The organism is Myxococcus hansupus, assembly GCF_000280925.3.
In the GTDB taxonomy this organism is placed as follows: domain Bacteria; phylum Myxococcota; class Myxococcia; order Myxococcales; family Myxococcaceae; genus Myxococcus; species Myxococcus hansupus.
In genome coordinates this window covers 4,867,555-4,887,067 of record NZ_CP012109.1, presented here as the reverse complement: position 1 = coordinate 4,887,067, position 19,513 = coordinate 4,867,555, and the positions used below count along the sequence as shown (strand labels likewise).

18 protein-coding genes and 1 pseudogene are annotated in these 19,513 nt (G+C 69.7%); 6 read left to right on the top strand and 13 right to left on the bottom strand.

The annotated features are described in order from the left end of the window. Window positions 1–279: 279 nt before the first annotated feature. From A176_RS18775 to A176_RS18760, 4 genes are all read right to left on the bottom strand, one after another. Window positions 280–822 carry a hypothetical protein gene (locus A176_RS18775; protein WP_002640676.1) on the bottom strand — a complete coding sequence of 181 codons (543 nt, stop codon included), beginning with the start codon at window positions 820–822 and terminating at the stop codon, window positions 280–282. 157 nt (window positions 823–979) lie between these two features. Further along, a complete protein-coding gene (locus tag A176_RS18770; RefSeq protein ID WP_002640677.1) occupies window positions 980–2,188 on the bottom strand; it encodes a peptidase MA family metallohydrolase in 1,209 nt (402 codons plus the stop codon). Between the two features lie 87 nt (window positions 2,189–2,275). Continuing rightward, window positions 2,276–2,803 (bottom strand): DivIVA domain-containing protein, encoded by a 528-nt coding sequence (locus A176_RS18765; protein WP_002640678.1) that lies wholly within the window; start codon window positions 2,801–2,803, stop codon window positions 2,276–2,278. 105 nt (window positions 2,804–2,908) lie between these two features. After that, window positions 2,909–3,451, bottom strand: coding sequence for a HEAT repeat domain-containing protein (locus A176_RS18760; protein WP_002640679.1), 543 nt, complete (start codon window positions 3,449–3,451; stop codon window positions 2,909–2,911). A 102-nt stretch (window positions 3,452–3,553) separates the two neighbouring features. On the opposite strand from A176_RS18760, the gene A176_RS18755 reads away from it, so the two are divergent. Next, window positions 3,554–4,060, top strand: coding sequence for a J domain-containing protein (locus tag A176_RS18755; protein ID WP_044891020.1), 507 nt, complete (start codon window positions 3,554–3,556; stop codon window positions 4,058–4,060). Here A176_RS18755 and A176_RS18750 read toward each other — a convergent pair. Together A176_RS18750 and A176_RS18745 are read right to left on the bottom strand one after the other, a co-directional pair. Then, complete coding sequence (locus A176_RS18750) at window positions 3,994–4,986, bottom strand: stage II sporulation protein M (RefSeq protein WP_002640680.1); 993 nt, start codon at window positions 4,984–4,986, stop codon at window positions 3,994–3,996. The two genes, A176_RS18755 and A176_RS18750, sit on opposite strands and share 67 nt — an antisense overlap. A 1-nt stretch (window position 4,987) precedes the next feature. Then, window positions 4,988–5,752, bottom strand: a complete 765-nt coding sequence (locus A176_RS18745; RefSeq protein WP_002640681.1) for an RDD family protein — start codon at window positions 5,750–5,752, stop codon at window positions 4,988–4,990. 525 nt (window positions 5,753–6,277) lie between these two features. Between A176_RS18745 and fruA the strand changes: the two genes are divergently transcribed. Further along, window positions 6,278–6,967, top strand: coding sequence for a response regulator transcription factor FruA (gene fruA, locus A176_RS18740; RefSeq protein ID WP_002640682.1), 690 nt, complete (start codon window positions 6,278–6,280; stop codon window positions 6,965–6,967). 92 nt (window positions 6,968–7,059) lie between these two features. Here fruA and A176_RS18735 read toward each other — a convergent pair whose 3' ends face one another. Beyond that, window positions 7,060–7,275 carry an MbtH family protein gene (locus A176_RS18735; RefSeq protein ID WP_002640683.1) on the bottom strand — a complete coding sequence of 72 codons (216 nt, stop codon included), beginning with the start codon at window positions 7,273–7,275 and terminating at the stop codon, window positions 7,060–7,062. Window positions 7,276–7,576: 301 nt separating this feature from the next. Between A176_RS18735 and A176_RS41240 the strand changes: the two are divergent. Further along, window positions 7,577–8,394, top strand: a pseudogene (locus tag A176_RS41240) (Lnb N-terminal periplasmic domain-containing protein). Between the two features lie 3 nt (window positions 8,395–8,397). Here A176_RS41240 and A176_RS18725 read toward each other — a convergent pair. From A176_RS18725 to A176_RS18715, 3 genes are all read right to left on the bottom strand, one after another. Then, window positions 8,398–9,120, bottom strand: a complete 723-nt coding sequence (locus tag A176_RS18725) for a hypothetical protein (RefSeq protein WP_002640685.1) — start codon at window positions 9,118–9,120, stop codon at window positions 8,398–8,400. Window positions 9,121–9,206: 86 nt separating this feature from the next. Beyond that, entirely contained in the window at window positions 9,207–10,163 is a 957-nt protein-coding gene (locus tag A176_RS18720) for a ketopantoate reductase family protein (protein ID WP_044891021.1), read from the bottom strand. 114 nt (window positions 10,164–10,277) lie between these two features. Next, window positions 10,278–11,600: a styrene monooxygenase/indole monooxygenase family protein gene (locus A176_RS18715; RefSeq protein ID WP_002640687.1), complete on the bottom strand. Its 1,323-nt coding sequence runs from the start codon at window positions 11,598–11,600 to the stop codon at window positions 10,278–10,280. A gap of 212 nt (window positions 11,601–11,812) precedes the next feature. Between A176_RS18715 and A176_RS18710 the strand changes: the two genes are divergently transcribed. Beyond that, window positions 11,813–12,805 (top strand): hypothetical protein, encoded by a 993-nt coding sequence (locus A176_RS18710; RefSeq protein WP_002640688.1) that lies wholly within the window; start codon window positions 11,813–11,815, stop codon window positions 12,803–12,805. A 10-nt stretch (window positions 12,806–12,815) separates the two neighbouring features. Here A176_RS18710 and A176_RS18705 read toward each other — a convergent pair whose 3' ends face one another. Next, complete coding sequence (locus tag A176_RS18705) at window positions 12,816–13,916, bottom strand: D-TA family PLP-dependent enzyme (protein WP_226993914.1); 1,101 nt, start codon at window positions 13,914–13,916, stop codon at window positions 12,816–12,818. Between the two features lie 95 nt (window positions 13,917–14,011). On the opposite strand from A176_RS18705, the gene A176_RS18700 reads away from it, so the two are divergent. After that, a complete protein-coding gene (locus A176_RS18700; RefSeq protein WP_002640533.1) occupies window positions 14,012–15,112 on the top strand; it encodes a winged helix DNA-binding domain-containing protein in 1,101 nt (366 codons plus the stop codon). A 74-nt stretch (window positions 15,113–15,186) separates the two neighbouring features. After that, entirely contained in the window at window positions 15,187–15,564 is a 378-nt protein-coding gene (locus A176_RS18695; protein WP_002640532.1) for a hypothetical protein, read from the top strand. A 69-nt stretch (window positions 15,565–15,633) separates the two neighbouring features. On the opposite strand, the gene A176_RS18690 is transcribed toward A176_RS18695, so the two are convergent. Next, on the bottom strand, window positions 15,634–17,841 hold the full coding sequence (locus A176_RS18690; protein ID WP_002640531.1) for a prolyl oligopeptidase family serine peptidase: 2,208 nt from the start codon (window positions 17,839–17,841) through the stop codon (window positions 15,634–15,636). 134 nt (window positions 17,842–17,975) lie between these two features. Further along, window positions 17,976–19,466 (bottom strand): D-alanyl-D-alanine carboxypeptidase/D-alanyl-D-alanine endopeptidase, encoded by a 1,491-nt coding sequence (dacB, locus tag A176_RS18685; protein WP_002640530.1) that lies wholly within the window; start codon window positions 19,464–19,466, stop codon window positions 17,976–17,978. Window positions 19,467–19,513 lie beyond the last annotated feature (47 nt).

Genomic DNA, 19,513 nt, shown 5'->3' with positions numbered 1-19,513 from the left:
CGTAGGCGCCCCTCCCGGATGCTGCACCCCACGGCCCCCACGGCCGCCACTGCACACTTCGACAAATGCGCCGACCCGTCCGACCGGCGAGTCGTGTGGACCCCCATCCACACGTCTTGCCAGCGGCTCGCGGTGCGCGCTCACCACTCCCCAGCGGGAGCGCGACTTCCCACAAGCGCGCCATGGGCCCCCACCCAGGCGCACTCCCTCCCGCCGGTCTCGGACGCTCCCGTTGCCGGAAGCGTCAAGTCGAACGGGCCGGCCAACCCCTACACGCCCTCAGTGCATTGCCGTACGTCCATCTCCCGTGTCCGGAGACACGCGCCGCGTCCGCGAAGGACGCTCGAAGTACTCGACGACCAGCCCACCGAAGGGAACTCGCGGCCCATCCGCCCGCGGGTCCTTCATCCGTTGAAGCAGCGCCACCGCGGAGTCCACGGCCTCGTCGACCGCGCGGTTGATGCGCTCGCGTTCCCAATCCCCGCCACCCAGCACCTCGGAGGCGTCCACCAGGCAGCGCCGAAGCGCCGCGAATTCGTCATAGAGGGCGCGGGCCCCCCGGTGCGGCGACAGGCGCAGCACCGCGCGCGTGCGGCTCCAGGGGCTCGACTCCTCACCGGCGAGCGTCTTGCCCAGCTCGCGGATGAAGGGCTCCACCAGGTTGTCCAACTGGGTGGGCATGCCCTGGGAGACGTCCGTTTCGGGCGCCGCCAACACCATCCTCCGCCACAGCGCCGAGATTCGATCCGGTTGCTGGCGGAAGAACCGCGCCAGCACGGCTGCCTTACGTCCACGCTCGCTCATGTCCAGTGCCTTCCGCATCGCGTACGGAGGTCATAGCAATCCGGCTGCCAACGCCTTTGGAGTCCCAGACTCCAATGAATTCAGCGGGTTGGCCCGGAGTGGCGAGCAGGCAGAGGGGCGGGAGCGCGGTAGAAACTACAGGGCGGGGATTGCAGTCCTACCGGGTCGGGAGGACTCAGTGCAGCGTGGGCTTGGGCGGGCGGCCGTGGGGGCCTTCCTCGTCGTCCAGGTCCCCTGGGAAGTCGGCTGCCGCACCCTCCGCGAGCGCGGCGTCGGACTCGTGCGCGGGCTCGTGGCCCTCCGCGCCCGGAGGACCCGCGGGCCAGTCCGGCCACGTCGCGTCCGTGGTGCTGGCCAGCGACGCCTCGGCCTGGGCGTTGGCCGCCGCGGCCTGGGCGGCCAGCAGGCGCAGGGTGGCGTCCTCGGCGGCGTCCTGGGCGGCCATCTCCGCCAGCTTCGCGGCGCGCTGCTGGCGGCGGCGGGCGTAGGCGGCCACGCAGAGGAAGGAGGCGCCCAGCCACACCAGCGCGGAGCTGGTGGTGAGCGGCAGCCAGCCGTAGCGCGCGGCCAGGCCTTCCCGCCAATCCGTCTCCTCCACCAGCAGCGAGGTGCGGAAGGCCTTGCCGAAGGCGGTTTCGAAGGGCTCGCCGCGCGCCACGCCCTCCACGAGCGCGGCCATGGCCAGCGGGCCGAACTTCGCGGACAGGTGCGCCACGAAGGCGGCGCTCTGCGCGTAGGCAATCTCCACGTCGGAGGGGACATCCGGCCAGGCCCGGTCCAGGTGCTCGAAGTGGAAGACGCGCTCCTGTGTCACGGCGCGGAAGAGGGCGCCGTAGTGCGTGATGGAGTACCGCTCCCCGGTGACGTTCTGGGCCACGCCCTCCTGGAACCAGCGGGGCCACTGCGGGGCCAGTTGCCCCAGCGCGACGTGGGCCAGCTCATGGCGCAGCGTCTGCTGTCCGTCCGGGGCATTCAGGCTGAGCGCGTCCAGGAGGATGATTTGGTGGACGGGGTAGGCCAGGGCCACGGCCCAGCCGGGAGGCTTGCCGCCGGGCAGCGCCAGGGCCTCGAACTCCGAGCGGCCCACGCCCAGGCGAATCTCCGTCACCCCCGGCCAGTCCTTGCCCAGGATGGTGCCAAAGGTGTCCCGGACGCCTTCGATGTGACGGGACAGCTCGTGCGCGGCGCCAGTGGCGGCGGCCGTGTGGAGGATGCGGAAGCGCTTCGTCGTGAGTTCGCCGCTGACGACGGGCGGGGGCGTGAGCGGCACCAGCGCGGCGTCGTACACCACGTCATGCGCGTGGGTGCCGTGGGCGCCGCCGGGCTCTTGCGCCCGGGCGAGCGGGGCGGCCAGCAGCAGGAGCAGAACAAGCAGGTGGCGCATGTGCGACGGCCTCACGTTCCACTGACATAACAGCCTCGCCCCTGGTTGCCGCAACCTCCGCGCCCGTGGTGGGCGCAGCGCGGTGCGTCAGGAGTCGGCGTTGGCCTTCTTCTGGGACAGGTACGCCACGTTGTCCTCGACGCGCGCGTAGTCGCGGTCCGCGAACGTGGGGCTCTTGAAGGTCTCCAGCAGCTTCTGGTGCGCCTCCAGCACCGAGCGGACCTGCGACTCGAACTGGGTGCGCTGGCGCTTCAGCTCGTTGATGTCCTCCACCACCTGCACCAGCCGCTGGTGGGCGCCGTGGACAATCTTCTCCGCCTGATGTTCGGCGTCCGCGATGATGATTTCCGCTTCCTTCTTCGCGGCGTCCTTCAGGTCCTCGCTGATGCGCTGGGCGGTGACCATCGTCTCCTGGAGGGTGCGTTCCCGTTCCTGGTGCTGTTCGACCTTGAACTGGGTGCGCTTCACTTCCTCCTTGAGCGCGATGTTCTCCTTCACCACCTCCTCGAATTCGCCAGCGATGAGCTCGAGGTAGGCCTCCACCTCACGGCGGGAGAAGCCGCGCAGGGCCGTTTCGAACCGCTTCTGCCGGATGTCGAGCGGGGTGATTTTCATGACGCCGCAGTGTAGCGCAGGGGCGTCACTTCTCCAGGAATCGGCCCTGGCGCCGGGGTGGAGCCCCACGGCGTGGTGCCTGGCTGGCTGCCCGGCGGGCGGGCGTCAGCGGCGGGCGGCGTCCCATTGGGACACCACGGTCCGGGCGGCGTTCTGCACCCCCGAGGTGAGCCGGGCATCCACGGCGGCGTCCTGGACGGCGCGGCGCGCGGTGGGGGTGCGCTGGAAGATGAGCCCGTTGAGCGCCTGGATTTTCAGCGCGTCCGGGAGGCGGGGGTGGCGCACCACGTTGGCGAGGATTTCCTCCGCCCGCGTGTGCTGGAACAGCGCCACCGCGCGCAGGGCGGCCTGCTGGATGCGGGGATTGGGGTCCCAGAGCAGCAGCGCCAGCGAATCCAACGCCCGCGCGTCACCCAGCAGCGCCAGGTCCTCGATGGCCAGGGCCCGGACCTCCTCTGGCGCCGGCTTCATCGCCCCCAGCAGCCCCCGCAGCAGGGCGGTGTCGTCCGAGGCCTCCGCTGCGGCGCCAGGCGCACCTGCCGTGGCCGGGGCCGCCGCCGGGGCCACGGCGGCGGGCGGCGGGGCAGCCGGGGCCTGGGCGGGTGCGGTGGCGGCGAGCAGCAGGCCAGTGAGAAACAGGGGAGGCATGGAGCCCCTTCTACCCCGGAGCGAAGAGTTTTTCTTGACGCGATCGCTCATCGTGGGAGCTTGCCGCTGCTACATGTGTGTTGCGAACAGGAGCAAGGTTCGATGAACGCGGCCGCGAACTGGCAGACGCTGGAAAACGTCGATGTGGAGTGCACCCATTGCGGCATCCGGATGACCCTGCAACCCGGGACCCGGGTTCGCTACTACCGGTGCTCCGGGTGTCATCGCTGGGTGTCCAGCGTGTACTCCGACGTCTTCCGGGCGGACGCGAAGGTGCGGACGCACCCGGTGAAGGACTCGGGCGCGCAGGACGAGCAGTTCATCGAGGTCAAGGACCGGCTGGACCGCTGGCTGTCCGCGCTGGAGGAGCAGGACCCGTACCGGCTCCTGGGCGTGTCGCCGCTGGACTCGGCGGACACGGTGCGCGCGCGCTACCACGCGCTCGCCATGGAGGCGCACCCGGACCGCGGCGGCTCACCGGAGAAGATGCGCGAGCTGAACGCGGCCTATGAGCGCATCCTCCGGCACCGCCAGCGCAAGCGTCAGGAGGCGCTGTCGTCCGGCGTGCCCGCGGCCTCCGCGTCCGTCCTGCCCGCGCGCAGCAGGTAGCCCCAGAAGAGCGCGCCCAGGGCGAACCCGAGCCCCGCCTTCATCCAGGTGGGGAACAGGTCGCCCGGTGAGACGTAGCCCTCCACCACGCCGATGAGGGCCAGGAACGGCGCGCACCCCAGCACCAGCTTCACCGCCTCCCGTCCGCGCAGCGCCAGCGCCTGTCCCCGGGGCAGCTCCCCCGGGTCGATGAGCGACTGGCCCACCATCAGTCCCGCCCCACCGGCGATGACGAGGATGGACAGCTCCACCGGCCCATGCGCGGCGATGAAGTCCAGCAGCCCGCCGACCATGCCCTCGCGCGCGCACAGCGCGGTGATGGCGCCAATGTGCACGCCGTTGTTCACCAGCAGGAACAGCGTGCCCAGGCCGAAGGTGAGGCCCGTGGCGAAGGTGACGATGGTGACGGTGAGGTTGTTGGTGGCGATGCCGGACGCCACTGAGTTGGGCGGCGCCACCGACAGGATGTCGTCCGTCCACATGCGGCCCTGGGCCACGTAGTGGCGCACGCCGGAGGGCACCAGCAGCTCGGCGCCCTGGGGCTCCCACAGCACCACCACCGCGCCCAGGACGAGGCCCAGGATGAACAAGGCGGCGCTGGCGCCCACGAAGCCGCGCTCGCGTCGCAGCGTCGCGGGGAACTCCCGGCGGAAGAAGTCGCGCACCGCGGGCCAGCGCTCGCGCGGCGGCTGGTAGATGGCGGCGTAGGCCTGCCCGCAGAGCTGGTTGAGGAAGCGGTGGGCATCCGTGCCGGGATAGAACGTCTGGGTATGGGCCAGGTCGGCGGACGCGCGCCGGTACAGCGTGTCCAGCGTGCGCAGCTCGTCCAGCTTCAGCGTGCCCGCGCGCTGGCGCGTCAGCAGGGCCTGGAGCGCGTCCCAGTCTTGCCGGCGGCGGGCCACATAGGCGGGAAGGGGCGTGGCCATGTCAGCGCGCTCCTTGAACGCGGGCGCGCAGGAAGGCCTCGGTGCTCTCCGCCGAGGCCAGCACCGCGGCGAGCGACGCCGCGTCCGGTGGGCCCACGCGCTCCACCAGCCGCGCGCCCAGCCGCTGCCGCACGTCCGGCGCCAGCCCGGGCGCCCGCGACAGGAAGGACAACACCAGCTCCACGTCCTCCGGCGTGAGCGTCCGCGCGCCCTCGGCCGACGTCACCGGCGCCGCCGCTTCTGGCGCGGCGGTGTACTTGTCCAGGTCGATGCGCTCCTCGCGCACCAGCAGCGTGCCAGCGAGCAAATCCCCGAGCCGCCGGTGCTGGCGGGTCAGCAGCATGCTCACGCAGGCCGCGGCGTACAGCATGGGCAGGAAGTCCACCGCGCGGCACAGGTTGCGGACCGCGCTCTCGTACACGCCCACCGGTGAGCCATCCCACCGCACCACGCGGATGCCGAGCGCCCGCTTGCCCACCGTCTGTCCGTGGAAGAGGACCTCGCTCACCGTCCAGTACAGCCACTGCGTGGCGAAGACGCCCACCACCATCAAGGTCTGCGCCACGCCCGACAGCCCCTGGAAGACGCCGAGCACGTCCGACACCAGCAGGGTGAAGACGAAGTACGCGATGAGCCAGAAGAAGAACAACAGGCTCGCGTCCACCAGCCACGCGAGACACCGGTAGCCAATGCCCGCGACGGGGAGGGTGAGCGCCACACGCTCGGGGGTGGCGACGTCGAGATGGGGTGTCGGAGCAGAGCGCATGCTGGGGGCGCAGCATACACGTCTGCCTTCCACCTACGCGGTTGTGTCGCGCCTCGATTCGCCTTCGAGTTGCGGGATTTTCAGGTCCCAACCGCGTGTGGCCGGGAAGACAGTCATGGGGTCGAATGAGGGCGGCTTCATCGACTTGTGGACGCGGCCGCGTGTCGTGCGGGAAACAGCGACAACGAACCAACGGATGAAACCCCTGTAACGGGCTCTAATTCATGCACACTGGACACTCCCGTTGGGGCTGGTTCGCGTCTGCGCTTTCCCAGTGATAGGGTTTCTTCGTCGGACCATGAACCTGGGCTGAAGGAGGTGCGGCCCGCAGGGACGTCAGAGGTAGCTGAAAGTCAAAAACAGCCAGGAGTCGAGTCGTATATCGGTAGGCCGACTCCGGAGTGGCTCAGCGGACGTGCTCGTTCATCCCTGTCATGCAACCCACTGGCCCAAGTCGTACCGGAGCCGGCTGTGGTCAGTTGTCTGTTCATGCAGTTTTCGCCATGACGGCTGGGGGGCCTTCGCATGGCAACCAATCAAGCAGCGATTCGTGTATCGATTCTCGAAGGACCGTGGGCGGCCTGGCAGGGCCTCGCTGACGGGCTCCGAGGTGAAGGCGTCCAGATCTCCTCGGTGACGAGGGATGTGCGCCTGTTCCTCGACAGCCTGGGAACGGACCCGCCGCAGGTCGCGGTGATGGATGTGGAAGGCGACAGCGAAGCGGCCGTGGGCTGCTCCGTCACCGAGGGCATCAACCTCTTGCGGGAAGCCCGCAAGCGGCGGCTCGAGGTGCGGATGCTGTTGCTCTCCGCGGTGAGCACGCCGGAGATCATCTCGCAGTGCTTCGACGAGGGTGCGTCGGGCTACCTGTTCCGTGCGGGGTTGGGAACGACGGCGGTTGCGTCCGCCATCAACTCCCTGGTCCGTGGCGAGCGGTTGTTCCCGGTGCAGCTCTTGCGGAACGACTTCGAGCATCCGCCGGTGACGTCGCCCACCGCGAGCGTGCTGCTGGCGCTCACGCAGCGCGAGCGTGAGGTGCTGGCGTACGTGGCGGGCGGCGCGGACAATTTGAAGATCGCCGCGCACCTGCAGATCGCCGAGCGCACGGTGAAGTCTCACGTCACGCAGCTCTACCGGAAGCTGGGCGCGGAGAACCGCACGCAGCTTGCGTTGAGGGCGTGCCACCTGGGCGTCCGGCCTCCGCCGGACCTCTAGGCGAAACATCGGACCGCGCATGCAGCACGCCCCCCGGACCCAGGCCTGGTGGCCCGGGTTCGCAGGGGGCGTGCGCACGGCCGTGGCCGGAACTACTGCTTCAGCTCTTCCATCTTCTTGCGGAGGCTCAGCGGACGCATGTCCGTCCAGACCTCCTTGATGTACTCCAGGCACTCGGCCTTCGAGCCCTGCTTGCCCGCATCCTTCCAGCCGAGCGCGTTCTCGCGGTCGGCAGGCCAGATGGAGTACTGCTCCTCGTGGTTCAGCACGACCTTGTAGACAGTCGTGTCCTCGCGCTCATCCGCCATGATGAAGATCTCCTGAAATGGGCCGCATTCTGGGCACAATCCAGGAAAAGGGGTCAAGACACGGAAGGCGTGGGCGCGCTGAGACGGGGTGCCGCCTATACTCGCGGGCCATGTCTCAGGTTTTTCGTATCGTCACGGCCCTGTTTCTCGCGGTGGGGGGCGTCTGGGCCTCGCTCGCCCTGGCCTTGACGGGGCGGGCCCCCAAGGTCCTGCCTTCGTGCGGGGATTGGCCGCCTTGCTGCTGGCCGGCGCCGCCGTGGCGGCGTGGCGCTTTCACTCGAAGCGCGCGGCGGTGGGGGCCATGGCGCTGGGGTGCGCGGCCGTCTGGGGGTGGACCCAGACGGTGCATCCCGCGACCCAGCGGGATTGGGCGCCCGACTTGACCCGCTCCGCTCGCGGGGAGGTGGTGGGCTCCCGTGTCACATTGTACGACGTCCGGGACTTCCGTTACCGAGACACGTCGGATTGGGACGCGGCCTGGTACTCGGCCACCTACGATACGCGGGAGCTCACCGGCGCCTGGTTCGTCGTGGAGCCCTTCTCCGGCGTCTGGGGCGCGGCCCACACCATGGTGAGCTTCGGCTTCGCCGACGGCCGCTATCTCGTCTTCTCCGTCGAGGTCCGGCGCGAGAAGGGCGAGACGTTCTCCGCGCTGGGGGCCTCTTCCGCCAGTTCGAGCTCGTCTACGTGGTGGGGGACGAGCGGGACCTGGTGCAGTTGCGCTCCAACCACCGCAAGGACGACGTCTACATGTATCCGGTGGACGCGTCGAAGGAGCGCATCGCCCGCTTCTTCCTCGACATGGTGGCGCGGATGAACGCGCTGCACGAGAAGCCGGAGTTCTACGACACGCTCACCAACAACTGCACCACCAACCTGGTGCGGCACCTGGAGACGGTGAGTGAGGCGCGGGTGCCGTACGACCACCGCACCCTGTTGCCCGCCTTCTCCGACGCGCTGGCCTACGAGCTGAAGCTCATCGACCAGGACGTGCCCCTGGAGCAGGTGCGCCAGCGGTACCACATCAACGCCCGGGCGCTGGCCGCGGACGGGCGGCCGGACTTCTCGCGGCGCATCCGCGAGCCCCTGTCCGCCACCGCCGCGGACACCGCGCCGTGAAACCTACGCGGCCCGGCGCGCCTTCAGGTGCGTGTCGTAGTGCGCTTGCAGCGTGACGAAGTACCCGCGCTCCTCCCAGAGCGCCGCGATGAGGCGCTCGGTCAGCGTCTTCACCTCGGCGCTCTCGTCCGGTGACGGCGTCCGGGGGCCGGGGGCCTGGTCGCTGAAGAAGGCGCGGGTGGCCTCGGCCATCAGCAGCCGGCTGCCCGCGAAGAGCCTGCGCAGGGCCTGGTTGATGGGGCGCGGGTCCAGCTCCGCGCAGGCCGCGACGATGGCGTCGTGAATCTTCTCGGGCTGGGCGCCTTCGAGTTCGTCGGCCTTCAAATCGCCGCGCTCCAGGGCGTGGTTGAGCAGGTAGCCGTGGTGCAGGGCGGACGAGGCCACGTCCACGCAGTCCTTCACCCACAGGACGAAGAAGACCTTCCGGAACACCTTGCGCACGGGGAACAGCGCCAGGCCCTTGAGGGAGCTCAACAGCCGTCCGCCCGCCGTCCGCCCGATGTGCGAACCGGCGAGCATCTCCACGGCCCGGGCCGGCTTCTTGGGCAGGTCGTGCTCGGAGAGGAGGGTGAGCACCATGCTCTCGCGGGCCTGCCGGAGGGCATAGTCGTCCAGGAAGGGGACGGGGATGAGCGGCGTGAGGCCAGAGACGACCGCGAGGAATGCCACGCGGCTCAGGACCGGGGGCAGTTCCTTCTCGGGAGGACGGGACTTCGGCTCGGTCATAGGCCCTTCATATGCGCATCCGGCCCAGCGATTGCGCTGGGCCTGGAGGGCGGGCTGTTGGCTGGCCTCCAACCCGGCGGTGCGCGTCAGCCCTTCCGTTCGCCCTGGGCGTGCGGCAGGAGCAGGGCGTAGAGCGTGCTCATCACCGGCGTGGGGACGCCGCGCGCCTGGCCCCGGCGCACCACCGCGCCCTGGAGGTATTCGACCTCCAGCGGCTTGCCGTTCTCCAGGTCGACGAGCATGGACGGGCGCATGTTGGCTGGCAGGCCGTCCATGTACTGCACCAGGGAGTCCGGGGTCCGCGTCGTCGTGACGCCCTCGGCGGCGGCGACCTGGAGCACCTCGAGGGTGGCCTGTTTGAAGGCGTCGCGAAACGCCTGACTGTCCCGAAGGGCACCCACGGGGCGCCGGGCCGCGGTGGCGAAGCCGGACATGCAGCCCAGGAATGACAGCTTGTCCCAGAGCGCGCCCCGCGCGTCCGCCACGGCCTCGACGTGGAGGCCCGCGCCGTCCAGCACGTCTCGCAGGGCCTGGGCCCGGGCCGAGACACGGGACAAATCGCCAAAGACCTCGCCCAGCACCATGCGGTGGTTCGTGCCCGTCTGGGTGATGACGCCGGGCTCGCTGATGGCGGCGGAGATGTACGTGGTGCCGCCCATGACGGCGGCTTCTCCGACGACGGCGGCCACTTCGGCGGGACTGTCCACGCCGTTCTGCAAGGTCACCACCCAGGGAGGTGCCTCGCCGCGGGCGGAGCCTTCCCGGGGCGCCAGCAACGTCTTCACGACGGGCAGCACGGAGGCCACGTCGTAGTTCTTCACCGCGAGGAAGACGACGTCCACGGGGCCGAAGCGCTGGACGTCCTCCTCCGCCTTGACGGGCACGGTGAAGTCCTCCTCCGGCGTGCGGAGCGTCAACCCGCGCTCCCGCATGGCGCGCAGGTGCGCGCCGCGAGCGAGGAACGTCACGTCATGACCGGCCCGGACCAGTCTCGCGCCGAAGAACCCACCGACGCCTCCAGAACCCACGATGGCGAATCGCATGGCGCGGAAGATAACCGCGGCACACCGCTCCAGCAGGTGGGAATGACGTGCCAGCACGCCGCTGCGGCGAGGGCGAGCGCGTGTCCTCGCCCTCGCGGTGTCTCACCGACGCACTCAGCGCGTCAGTGACACGTGGACCGGGGTCTCCTCGGGCGGCGGATGCCACGCGAGCGGGCTGACGGGCGGGGCCGCCTCGCGGGCGGCGGGGCGGTAGCGCGCGATGAACGCCGCGGTGCTCTCCGGGCAGGCACATGCGGAGAGGATGAGCTCCGGCGTCACGAAGGCGGTGGCGATGGCATCGGCAACGCGGACGTCCTTGCTGCCGGCGGCCAGCAGCTCGATGACGTGCGGAGGCGGCGGCTGGAGCAGGGCGTTGGTCCAATGCGTCGCCGGCGCGGTGGCGGCCCACGAGCTCGCCTCGGCCTCGCGACAGAACGCTTCGTCAAAGGGCCGCTGCTCGGCCAGCGCGGTGACGATGTTCTCCGCCAGCGCGAAGGCGGACGCGGAGCCCGCGTTGGCGCCCTGGCCCGCGACGGGGTCGTTCGTCACGTGCGTGTCGCCCACCGCCAGGGCGAAGCGGCCGCTCGCGAGTTGCGCCCAGCCCCGGCGCACCACCGGCGTGAAGGAACCCTGGAGGTAGTCGAGCGGCCCGCGCACGCCGAAGTTCGCCGGGTCCACGCGCTCGTACGTCGTGGGCGCGAAGCGCCGCAGCATGTCCATCAGCAGCGCCTCGAAGGCGCGCGGGTCCTCGTCGTAGCGCTGCGTGCTCAGCCGCGACAGCTCGCTTCCTGGAAGGGCCTCGATGAGCACGCTGGGCACCCGGCCGCCCTCGGTGACGACCTGCGACTCGAAGATTTCGCCCTGGCCCGGAATCAGGTTCGCGTTCATGCCAATGGGCTCCTGCATGCGCAGGCCCTTGAGCAGCGCGGCGAACAACATGCGCGGCGGCTGCGTGTGCGGCGACAGCTCGGGCACGCGGGGGAACAGGCGCGTCAGGCCATTCTTGCCGGTGGCCACCACCACCAGCGCGTGTTGCCCCGACAGGCGCTCCAGCACGTCCAGGTCCACCGGGAGCACCTCCAGCCTGCCGCCGCGCGCGACGAAGTCCTCCGCGAGGCGCGGCTGGTACTGACGGTAATCCACGAAGATGGAAGGCGAGTCCACGCGTCCCCGGAGGCTGAACGGGTGGGGACCGCCATTCACATGGATGCCGATGTAGTGCATGTCCGCGTTGGGGCCACTCCAGTGGTCCACGCCCAACACGCGCTCACGCATGCGCGTGGGGGCATGGTGCGCCACGGTGTTGAGCAGACGGGAACCCCTGAGCCGGCTCGGCTCCTGCTCCGTGTAGATCGTCACGGGGACACCGTGGGACAGCAGTTTCAGGCCCAGGTGAAGTCCTGCAGTGCCAGCGCCAACGATTGCGATGCGCTCCATATGACTCTCCTCCGTGTCCCCCGCCGTTATGGCTGTGTCGGGATGGACCCCCCAAGGGTCGGGTTCGATCCATAACACAACACAAACGGAGATCTTCAGACAGGACGTACTTGATAGCCGAGAAAAAGAGAGGCGCATTGCGTCATGCCCTGATGGGCATTGATTGGCGTCTGCTTGGGAACAGCCGGCGCGAGGCTTTACAGTGAGAGTCAATGGGCCAGTACATCGACATGGCGTTGAAGGTGGGAGACATCACCGAGTTCCAGGCGGACGCGGTGCTGTTCAAATATGCACAGAGCTTCTACGGCGCGTCGGGTCAGGCCGCGACGCGCCTGGAGCACGCGGGCGCGCCGACGTCCCAGCTCGAGCTCCTGCCCGGCGCATATCGCCTCGTCGAGACGCGAGGTGCCCTGACGGCGCCACGGGCGCTCTTCCTGGGCACGGTGCGTCTGGGGGATTTCGGCTACCACGAGATTCGTCAGTTCGCGGTGCGCGCGCTGTATGCGCTGGAATCCCATTCAGGCCTCGCGCATGTCGCCAGCACCGTCCACGGCCCCAACTACGGATTGGACGAGGACGAGGCCGTGTTGGCTTTCGTGGGCGGGCTCGTCGAAGCCTTTCAGCGGGGCACCGGGCCTCAATCCCTGACGCGCTTCACGGTGGTGGAGCGGGATGCGCGGCGCGCGCAACGACTTGCCAAGGCCATTGCCCGCGGCCTGAACGACACCCCGGGCGTCGAGGCACTTCCCGAAGGCATCTTTCGTGTCAGGCGAATGGCCGTGGCGACCCAGGCGCCGCCGCTGGCGTCGGCCGGCACGGTGTCCATGGCAAAGCCTCACGCCTTCGTTGCGATGCCTTTCGCTCCGGAGTTGGAGGACACCTACCATTACGGCATCCAGGGGCCGGTGAAGGCCGCGGGGCTGCTGTGCGAACGCGTGGACCAGGCGGTGTTCGACGGCCCCATCATCCAGCGCATCCGTGAGCGCATCGAGACGGCGAAGGTGGTGATCGCCGACCTCTCCCTGGCGAACCCCAACGTGTACCTGGAGGTCGGCTACGCGTGGGGCCGCAACCGGCCGACGGTGTTGCTGGTGCGCGACGTGAGCGAGCTCCGCTTCGACGTCGCGTCCTACCGCTGCATCGTCTACCGCAGCATTCGCGAGCTGGAGACGTTGCTCGCGAAGGAGCTTCAGCGGCTGGAATGAGTGGACCGGCTCACCAGCCGCGAGCGGTGATGGCGTGGGCGGCGACGTAGTGGCCCTGCCGCACCAGGTACAGACGTTCGTGGAGGTTCACGGAGGCACAGACGTGGTTGGGCACCACGCGCACGAGTTCGCCCACGCGCGGGCGCCAGTCCGTGCGGGACAGGTCCAACAGCCCGTGTTCCTCGGACAGGCCCTGCACCCGCACCTCCGGCCTGTCGAGCAGGGCACCGTACCCACCCGACGGGTCGAACCCTTCCTCCTTCGCGAGCGCCTTGGAGCCCGCGTCGATGACGGCCTGGCCGGGCACCGACGTGCTGACCACCGTGGACAGCACGGAGTAGGCGCACGCGTCCCACGCACAGGCGCCCGCCGACACGGAGTTGCGGTCGTTGAAGATGTTGATGCCCGGGCGAATCTCCGTGAGTCCTGTGACCTCGTGTGAGCGCCACAGCGTGGGTGTGGAGCCGCCGCTGACGATGTCGGGCCGGAGCCCCTCGCGGGACAGGGTGTCCACGAACAGGGCCAGGCGCTCGGACTGGGCGCGCATCTCGGAGCCCAGCGCTCCGCCCGGGGCGCGAAGATGGCCCGCGTAGAAGGTGACACCCCGGTACTCGATGCCGGGTGTGGACGCCGCCGCGCGGGCGATCGAGAGGGCGTCCTCGGGCGTGGCCACGCCCACGCGGCGCATGCCCATCTCCAATTCCACGAGGACGCCCACCGTGCGCTGCGCGGTCCGCGCGTGGCGGCCCAGGTGGTGCAGCGCTTCGACAGAGTCCAACGCCACGGTGAGCCGCACCCGCGAAGGCAGGTTCATCAGCCGGCCGAGCCGCTCCTCGCCTACGGCGGGGTAGGCCAGCAGCACGTCGTCGCAGACCTCGGCCATGACCTCGGCTTCGCGGACCGTGGCCACGGTGACGCCGTGGGCCCCCGCTTCGAGCTGGCGTCTGGCGAACTCGGGCGTCTTGTGGGTCTTCGTGTGAGGGCGCCACCGCAGCCCGTGCTGCTGGGTGTAGCGGGCCACGCGTTGCAGGTTGGCGTCCACGCGGTCCAGGTCCACCAGCGCCGCGGGGGTCGCGATCATCTCCAGCCAGCTCACGTCCATGGGACGCATGCTGACACCGCGAAGTCTCCACCTCCAGGGCGCGGCGGCGGCTTCCCTTCGTTCCGTGGGGTGGTACACCGTCGCGACTCGCGACGAGAGGCCCCATGCCCGACACCCCGTTGACCCGCAGAGCCCTCAACCGCGCGACGCTGGCCCGGCAGATGTTGCTTTCGCGTGAGCAGGTCCCCGTGCTCGCGGCGGTGGAGCGGCTCCTGGCGCTTCAAGCCCAGCAGGCCAGGCCGCCCTTCATGGGACTGTGGTCACGGCTCGTCGGCTTTGACCGGGAGGCCCTCCACGCCTTGCTCCAGCGCCGGGACGTGGTGCGGGCCACGTTGATGCGCGGCACCCTGCACCTCGCCAGCGCGAAGGACTATCTGCACCTGCGGTCCACCTTCGCGCCGATGCTCGAAGCGTCGGTGGCCTCGGTGTTGCGCGAGCGGGCGAAGGGCCTGGACATCCCGCCGCTGGTTCGGGAGGGACGCGCCTTCTTCGAGGAGGCACCGCGGACCTTCGAGGCGCTGCGGGACCACCTGGTGGCCCGACACCCCGAGACGGACGAGCGCGCGATGGGCTTCGCGGTGCGGATGTTCCTGCCGCTCATCCAGGTCCCCACGGACACGGAATGGGGCTATCCCGGCACCACGGACTTCGCGGTCGCGGAGTCATGGTTGGGGGCCACGTTGAAGGCGGAGGCGGACCTGCCCACGCTCGTCCAGCGCTACCTCGCGGCGTTCGGCCCGGCGTCGGTGAGTGATGCCCAGACGTGGTCCGGACTCAAGGGCTTGAAGCCCGTCTTCGAAGCGCTCCGTCCCACGCTGCGCACGTTCCGCGACGAGAACGGCCGTGAGCTCTTCGACGTGCCCACGGCCCCTCGACCGGATGAGGACACGCCCGCGCCCGCGCGCTTCCTGCCGGACTTCGACAGCCTGGTGCTCGGGCATGACGACCGGGCCCGGTTGGTGGACGAGGCGTACCGCTCCAAGCTCGTCACGAAGAACCTGCGAGTCCCCGCCACGTTCCTGGTGGATGGCTTTGTCGCGGGGACGTGGACCGTGGAGCGCAAGCGCGCGGTGGCCACGCTCGTCACCGAGCCCTTCGTGCCGCTCAAGAAGAAGAAGGACCGTGATGCCCTGGTGAAGGAAGGGGAGGCCCTCCTGCGCTTCGTCGAGCCCGACGCCCGCGCGTTCGAGGTGCTCGGCCTCTGAAACATGCGTCGTGCTTTTCCATCTTTCCTGGAGTTAGGCTGACAGCGCAGCTTGCTCGAGAAAGGTGATTTCACATGCGTGATTCATGGAAGCGTTTCGTGTTGCCCGGCGCCGTGATGCTGGCGGTGGCGGGACTGATGGGCTGTGGCGCTGTGGAGGAGGACGGCATGGCCACCGAAGGTGTGGCCGCCGAGGCCGCGCTCGACTCCGGGTGCTGCCAGGCCCTGCCGGGGACGACGCAGGCCTTCTGTGACTCACTCCCGCAGACGGAAGGTCGCTGCAACCAGGTCTGGGGCGGCACCGCCTGTGTCTGGACGTGCTCGCCGCCGCCGCCGCCGCCGTGCTGCCAGGCGCTGCCCGGTACGGCCCAGAGCTTCTGTGATTCGCTTCCGCAGACGGAAGGGCGTTGCAACCAGGTCTGGGGCGGCACGGCCTGCACCTGGACCTGCTGAGACGTTTGAGTTCACCCCATCCACCGCCGCGCCAGGGTTCGGTCGGCGGTGGATGCGGGCCTCACGCGGCTACTGCGGCTTGGGCGCCGCGACCTTCTTCGCCGGCGGCAGGTACTTCATGCCCAGGGCGTTGAACACGAACGAGTACACGTCCACCTCTTCCTCGATGCGCGCGTTCAGCGGCGTGCCGGCGCCGTGGCCCGTCTCCGCGTTGGCGCGCAGCAGGATGGGGTTCGGAGCCTTCGTCGCCTCCTGCATCCGGGCCACCATCTTCCGCGAGTGGAACGGGTCCACGCGCGGGTCATTCGCGCCGGAGGTGAAGAGCACGGAGGGGTACTTCGCGCCGTCCTTCACGTTGTGGAGCGGAGAGTACGCGTGCAGCGCCTTGAACTGCTCCGGGTCCTTCACCGAGCCGTACTCGGTGATGTTGAACTGGCCGTTGGGCGTGAGCTCCACTCGGAGCATGTCGTAGAGGCCCACGCGGGCCACGACGGCGCCATACATCTCCGGGTGCTGGGTGACGGCCGCGCCCATCAGCAGGCCGCCGTTGCTGCCACCCTGGATGGCCAGCTTCTTGGGCTGCGTGTACTTCTGGTCCACCAGCAGCTTCGCGACGGCGTAGAAGTCGTCGAAGACGTTCTGCTTCTGGGTGAGTGAGCCCTGGGCGTGCCACTGCTCGCCGTACTCCGAGCCGCCGCGCAGGTTGGCCACGGCGAACACGCCGCCTTGCTCCAGCCAGAAGCCCGCCAGCGCGTTGAAGTTCGGGGAGATGGAGATGTTGAAGCCGCCGTAGCCCGTCAGCAGCGCGGGGTTGGTGCCGTTGAGCTTGGTGCTCTTCTTCTTGAGGATGCTCACCGGCACCTTCGTGCCGTCCTTGGACGTGGCGAACTGCCGCACCACCTCCACGTCGCTCAAGTCCAGCGGCGACGTGCGGGCCAGCGGCGTCTTCTCCACCGAGTGGTCCTTCGCCGAGTACCGGTACCAGGCCATCGGCTGGGTGAAGCTGGTGTTGACGAAGAGCAGGTCGTCATCGCCCTGGCTCACCAGTCCGCCCACGGAGGAGACGGGCAGGGTGGGCACCAGGCCCAGCGCCTGACCCTTCAGGTCCACGATGCGGAGCTGGGACGGTCCCCCGAGCTGCTCGTTCACGTAGAGCCGCGACTTGGTGGGGAAGAGGCCCTGGATGCTGGCCTCGCCCTCCGGCACCAGCACCGTCGCCTTGGCCAGCGTGGGCGTGGCCAGCGGCAGGCGCAGCACCTTGCCGCGCGGCGCGTCCTTGCGGCTGAGCAGGTACAGCGCGCCGTCATGACCGAAGCGGGCGCGGATGACCTTGTCCTCGAACTTCGACACCTGCGTCCACTTCCCGGCCGGGTCGCGCAGGTACAGCATGTACTCGCCGCCGTCGCCGTTGGCCACGACCGCGGAGATGTGCTGGCCGTCGTGTGACGTGTCCAGGTTCGACATCGCGATGCGCGGGAAGTCCTTGCCCAGGACATACGTGTCCTTCTCCGTGGGCGTGCCGAGCTGGTGGAAGTACACCTGCTGGAAGAAGTCCTGGTCCGCCTCCGGGCGCTCGGTGCCACGCGGATAGCGCGTGTAGAAGAAGCCCTTGCCGTCCGCGGTCCACGCCAGGCTGCCACCCGCGGTGCCGCCGTTCACCCGGGGCACCACCTCGTTGGGCAGCGGCTTGCCGGTGGCCACGTCGTAGACGGTGACGTCACCGCTCTCCGTGCCGTTCTTCGACAGGGAGATGGCGATCTTCTTTCCGTCCAGCGTGGGCACGAACCAGTCGATGGTGGTGTGTCCCGACGGGTCCACCACCATGGGGTCCAGCAGCACGCGCTCCTTCGACGGGTCATTCACCGAGCCGAGCACGACCAGGAAGGACTGCTGCTTGGGCGGCTGCGACTTCATGGCGAACAAGGTGCCGCCCGCCTCGTGCAGCGCCCCATAGCCCGGGGACTTGTGGCCGAGGATTTCGGAGACGCGCTGACGGATGGCCTCGCGCCCGGGGAGCTTGTCCAGGAGGGCCCGCGTGTACGCGTTCTGGGCGTCGTTCCACTGCTTCACGTTCGCGTCGGAGGAGGCCTCCAGCCACTGGTACGGGTCCTTCACCTCGGTGCCGTGATAGGTGTTCACCGTCTCCTGCTTCGCCGTCGCGGGGACCTTCGCGGCGCCCTTGTGAGGGGCCGTCTTGGCGGCGACGGGAGCAGGGGCAGCCGGCGCAACCAACGGCAGGCTCAGCACCGCCGCCGTCAATGCGGTCTTCAGCTTCATGGTTCACCTCGGGGGTTGGGAAAGGTGGACGCAGCCTGCCACGTCCCCTGCGTGGGGAAAGGCACTCGCTGCTTTGGGAATGCCGTCGCGGCTCGGGTGTTCGCCAGCGCACCCGCCGTCCAGGCGGCGTGGAATCAGCGCAGCGGCAGTGTGACCAGCGCCTCCGTGAACCGGTCGAACGCCACGTTGGCGGGCAGGGCGGTGCCGTCATCCATGTTGCCCAGCATCAACGCGAACACGACGCGAGGGTGCTCGTCGTCGCCGGGCCGGTCCACCACGCCCACGAAGCATTTCTGACCGGAGAGGGTGCCCGTCTTCGCGCGGATGCGGCCCGCCGTCTCGGCGGTGACGGGCCGGGTGGCCAGGGTGCCGTCCTGGCCGGCCACGGGCAGGCTGTCCAGCAGGGCGTCTCCGTAACGCTCGCGGAGGCTGGTGAAGATGACGCCCACCAGGCCGCGCGCGGTGGCCAGGTTGTAGCGGGACAGGCCGCTGCCATCGACCGGGCGCAAGTCACGTGCGGGAATGCCCCGGCGCGTGAGCTCGTCCGTCAACGCGCCGCGCAGGGCGGTGTAGCTCTCCGAGCCCGTGAGCTGGCGCGCGAAGAGCAACCCCAGCCGCTCCGCGTACAGGTTGAGGGACTCCTTGTTCGTCACCTTCACCAGCTCCGACAGGGGCGGGCTGCTCAGCGTGACGAGCGGCGAGGGCACCAGGGGCGCGGGGGCGGAGGGCGCCTCCAGCGTCAGCGGCAGCCGGGGGATGCCGCGCTTGAGCAGGGCGGTCTCGACGCAGGCGGAGAAGAGCTGCTCGGGCTCATCCACCGACAGCTTGACGGCGGCGCTGCGGGGGCACGTGTCCGCGGGGGAGCGCCACATGCAGCGCACGCCCGGGCCGCCGCGCTGGCGCACGCATGCCAGCGACGGCCGCTCCGCGCTCAGGTCCACCTGGACCACCGCCGTCAGGGTCGCGAAGGCCGGGGTCACTTGAATCGTGGGCGGTTGGGCGCAGTCCGCGCCGGCCTGTCGCGACAGCAGGACGTCCACCACGTTCTCCCGGAAGACGAAGGCGGTGGGGGCGGCGCTGTAGGCGTAGGCGGCGTCGTCCCAGGCCCAGCCGGGGCCGAAGGGGAACTCCGCGTCCTGGGCGGCTTGCACACGCACGTGGCCGCGCCACTGGCGGATGCCTCGGGCCTGCATGGCGTCCGCGACCTGCTCGCAGGCCAGCGCCGTCTCCGCGAAGCGCCAGGAGCCCAGGGACGGGTCTCCCGTCGGGTCCACCAGGACGTCCCCCAGGAACAGGCCGCCGTCCAGCGTGCCGGCCAGGGCCACCGGTGTCTGGAAGCGGTAGTCCGGCCCCAGGGCGGAGAGCACCGACGCGGTGGAGACGACCTTCATCGTGGAGGCGGGCAGCAGCCGCATGTGCTCGCGGTGCTTGAAGAGCGGCTCGCCGGTGCGCGCGTCCACGACATAGGCGCTCGCCAGGGCGCCCTCGGCCTCCAGCGTCTCGATGAGGCCGTGGGCCAGGGCGGGGAGGGTGGTGGCGCTGGCCTCGGGCTTCTTCGCGTGGAAGCAGCCGGAGAGCGCCAGGGAGGCCACGAGCAGCAGCGAAGCGGACGGGACGCGGCGCATGTCGGAGGGGACGCTACCGCCACGGCGCGGGAGTGTCATGCAGGGAA

Coding starts and splice junctions, on each gene's coding strand:
- A176_RS18760 (WP_002640679.1), bottom strand. CDS start 3,451: ATGCCTCCCCTGTTTCTCACTGGCCTGCTGCTCGCCGCCACCGCACCC.
- A176_RS18735 (WP_002640683.1), bottom strand. CDS start 7,275: ATGGCGGATGAGCGCGAGGACACGACTGTCTACAAGGTCGTGCTGAAC.
- A176_RS18710 (WP_002640688.1), top strand. CDS start 11,813: ATGGGCCAGTACATCGACATGGCGTTGAAGGTGGGAGACATCACCGAG.
- fruA (WP_002640682.1), top strand. CDS start 6,278: ATGGCAACCAATCAAGCAGCGATTCGTGTATCGATTCTCGAAGGACCG.
- A176_RS18725 (WP_002640685.1), bottom strand. CDS start 9,120: ATGACCGAGCCGAAGTCCCGTCCTCCCGAGAAGGAACTGCCCCCGGTC.
- A176_RS18715 (WP_002640687.1), bottom strand. CDS start 11,600: ATGGAGCGCATCGCAATCGTTGGCGCTGGCACTGCAGGACTTCACCTG.
- A176_RS18765 (WP_002640678.1), bottom strand. CDS start 2,803: ATGAAAATCACCCCGCTCGACATCCGGCAGAAGCGGTTCGAAACGGCC.
- A176_RS18745 (WP_002640681.1), bottom strand. CDS start 5,752: ATGCGCTCTGCTCCGACACCCCATCTCGACGTCGCCACCCCCGAGCGT.
- A176_RS18720 (WP_044891021.1), bottom strand. CDS start 10,163: ATGCGATTCGCCATCGTGGGTTCTGGAGGCGTCGGTGGGTTCTTCGGC.
- A176_RS18750 (WP_002640680.1), bottom strand. CDS start 4,986: ATGGCCACGCCCCTTCCCGCCTATGTGGCCCGCCGCCGGCAAGACTGG.
- A176_RS18755 (WP_044891020.1), top strand. CDS start 3,554: ATGAACGCGGCCGCGAACTGGCAGACGCTGGAAAACGTCGATGTGGAG.
- A176_RS18705 (WP_226993914.1), bottom strand. CDS start 13,916: ATGCGTCCCATGGACGTGAGCTGGCTGGAGATGATCGCGACCCCCGCG.
- A176_RS18700 (WP_002640533.1), top strand. CDS start 14,012: ATGCCCGACACCCCGTTGACCCGCAGAGCCCTCAACCGCGCGACGCTG.
- A176_RS18690 (WP_002640531.1), bottom strand. CDS start 17,841: ATGAAGCTGAAGACCGCATTGACGGCGGCGGTGCTGAGCCTGCCGTTG.
- A176_RS18775 (WP_002640676.1), bottom strand. CDS start 822: ATGCGGAAGGCACTGGACATGAGCGAGCGTGGACGTAAGGCAGCCGTG.
- A176_RS18770 (WP_002640677.1), bottom strand. CDS start 2,188: ATGCGCCACCTGCTTGTTCTGCTCCTGCTGCTGGCCGCCCCGCTCGCC.
- dacB (WP_002640530.1), bottom strand. CDS start 19,466: ATGCGCCGCGTCCCGTCCGCTTCGCTGCTGCTCGTGGCCTCCCTGGCG.
- A176_RS18695 (WP_002640532.1), top strand. CDS start 15,187: ATGCGTGATTCATGGAAGCGTTTCGTGTTGCCCGGCGCCGTGATGCTG.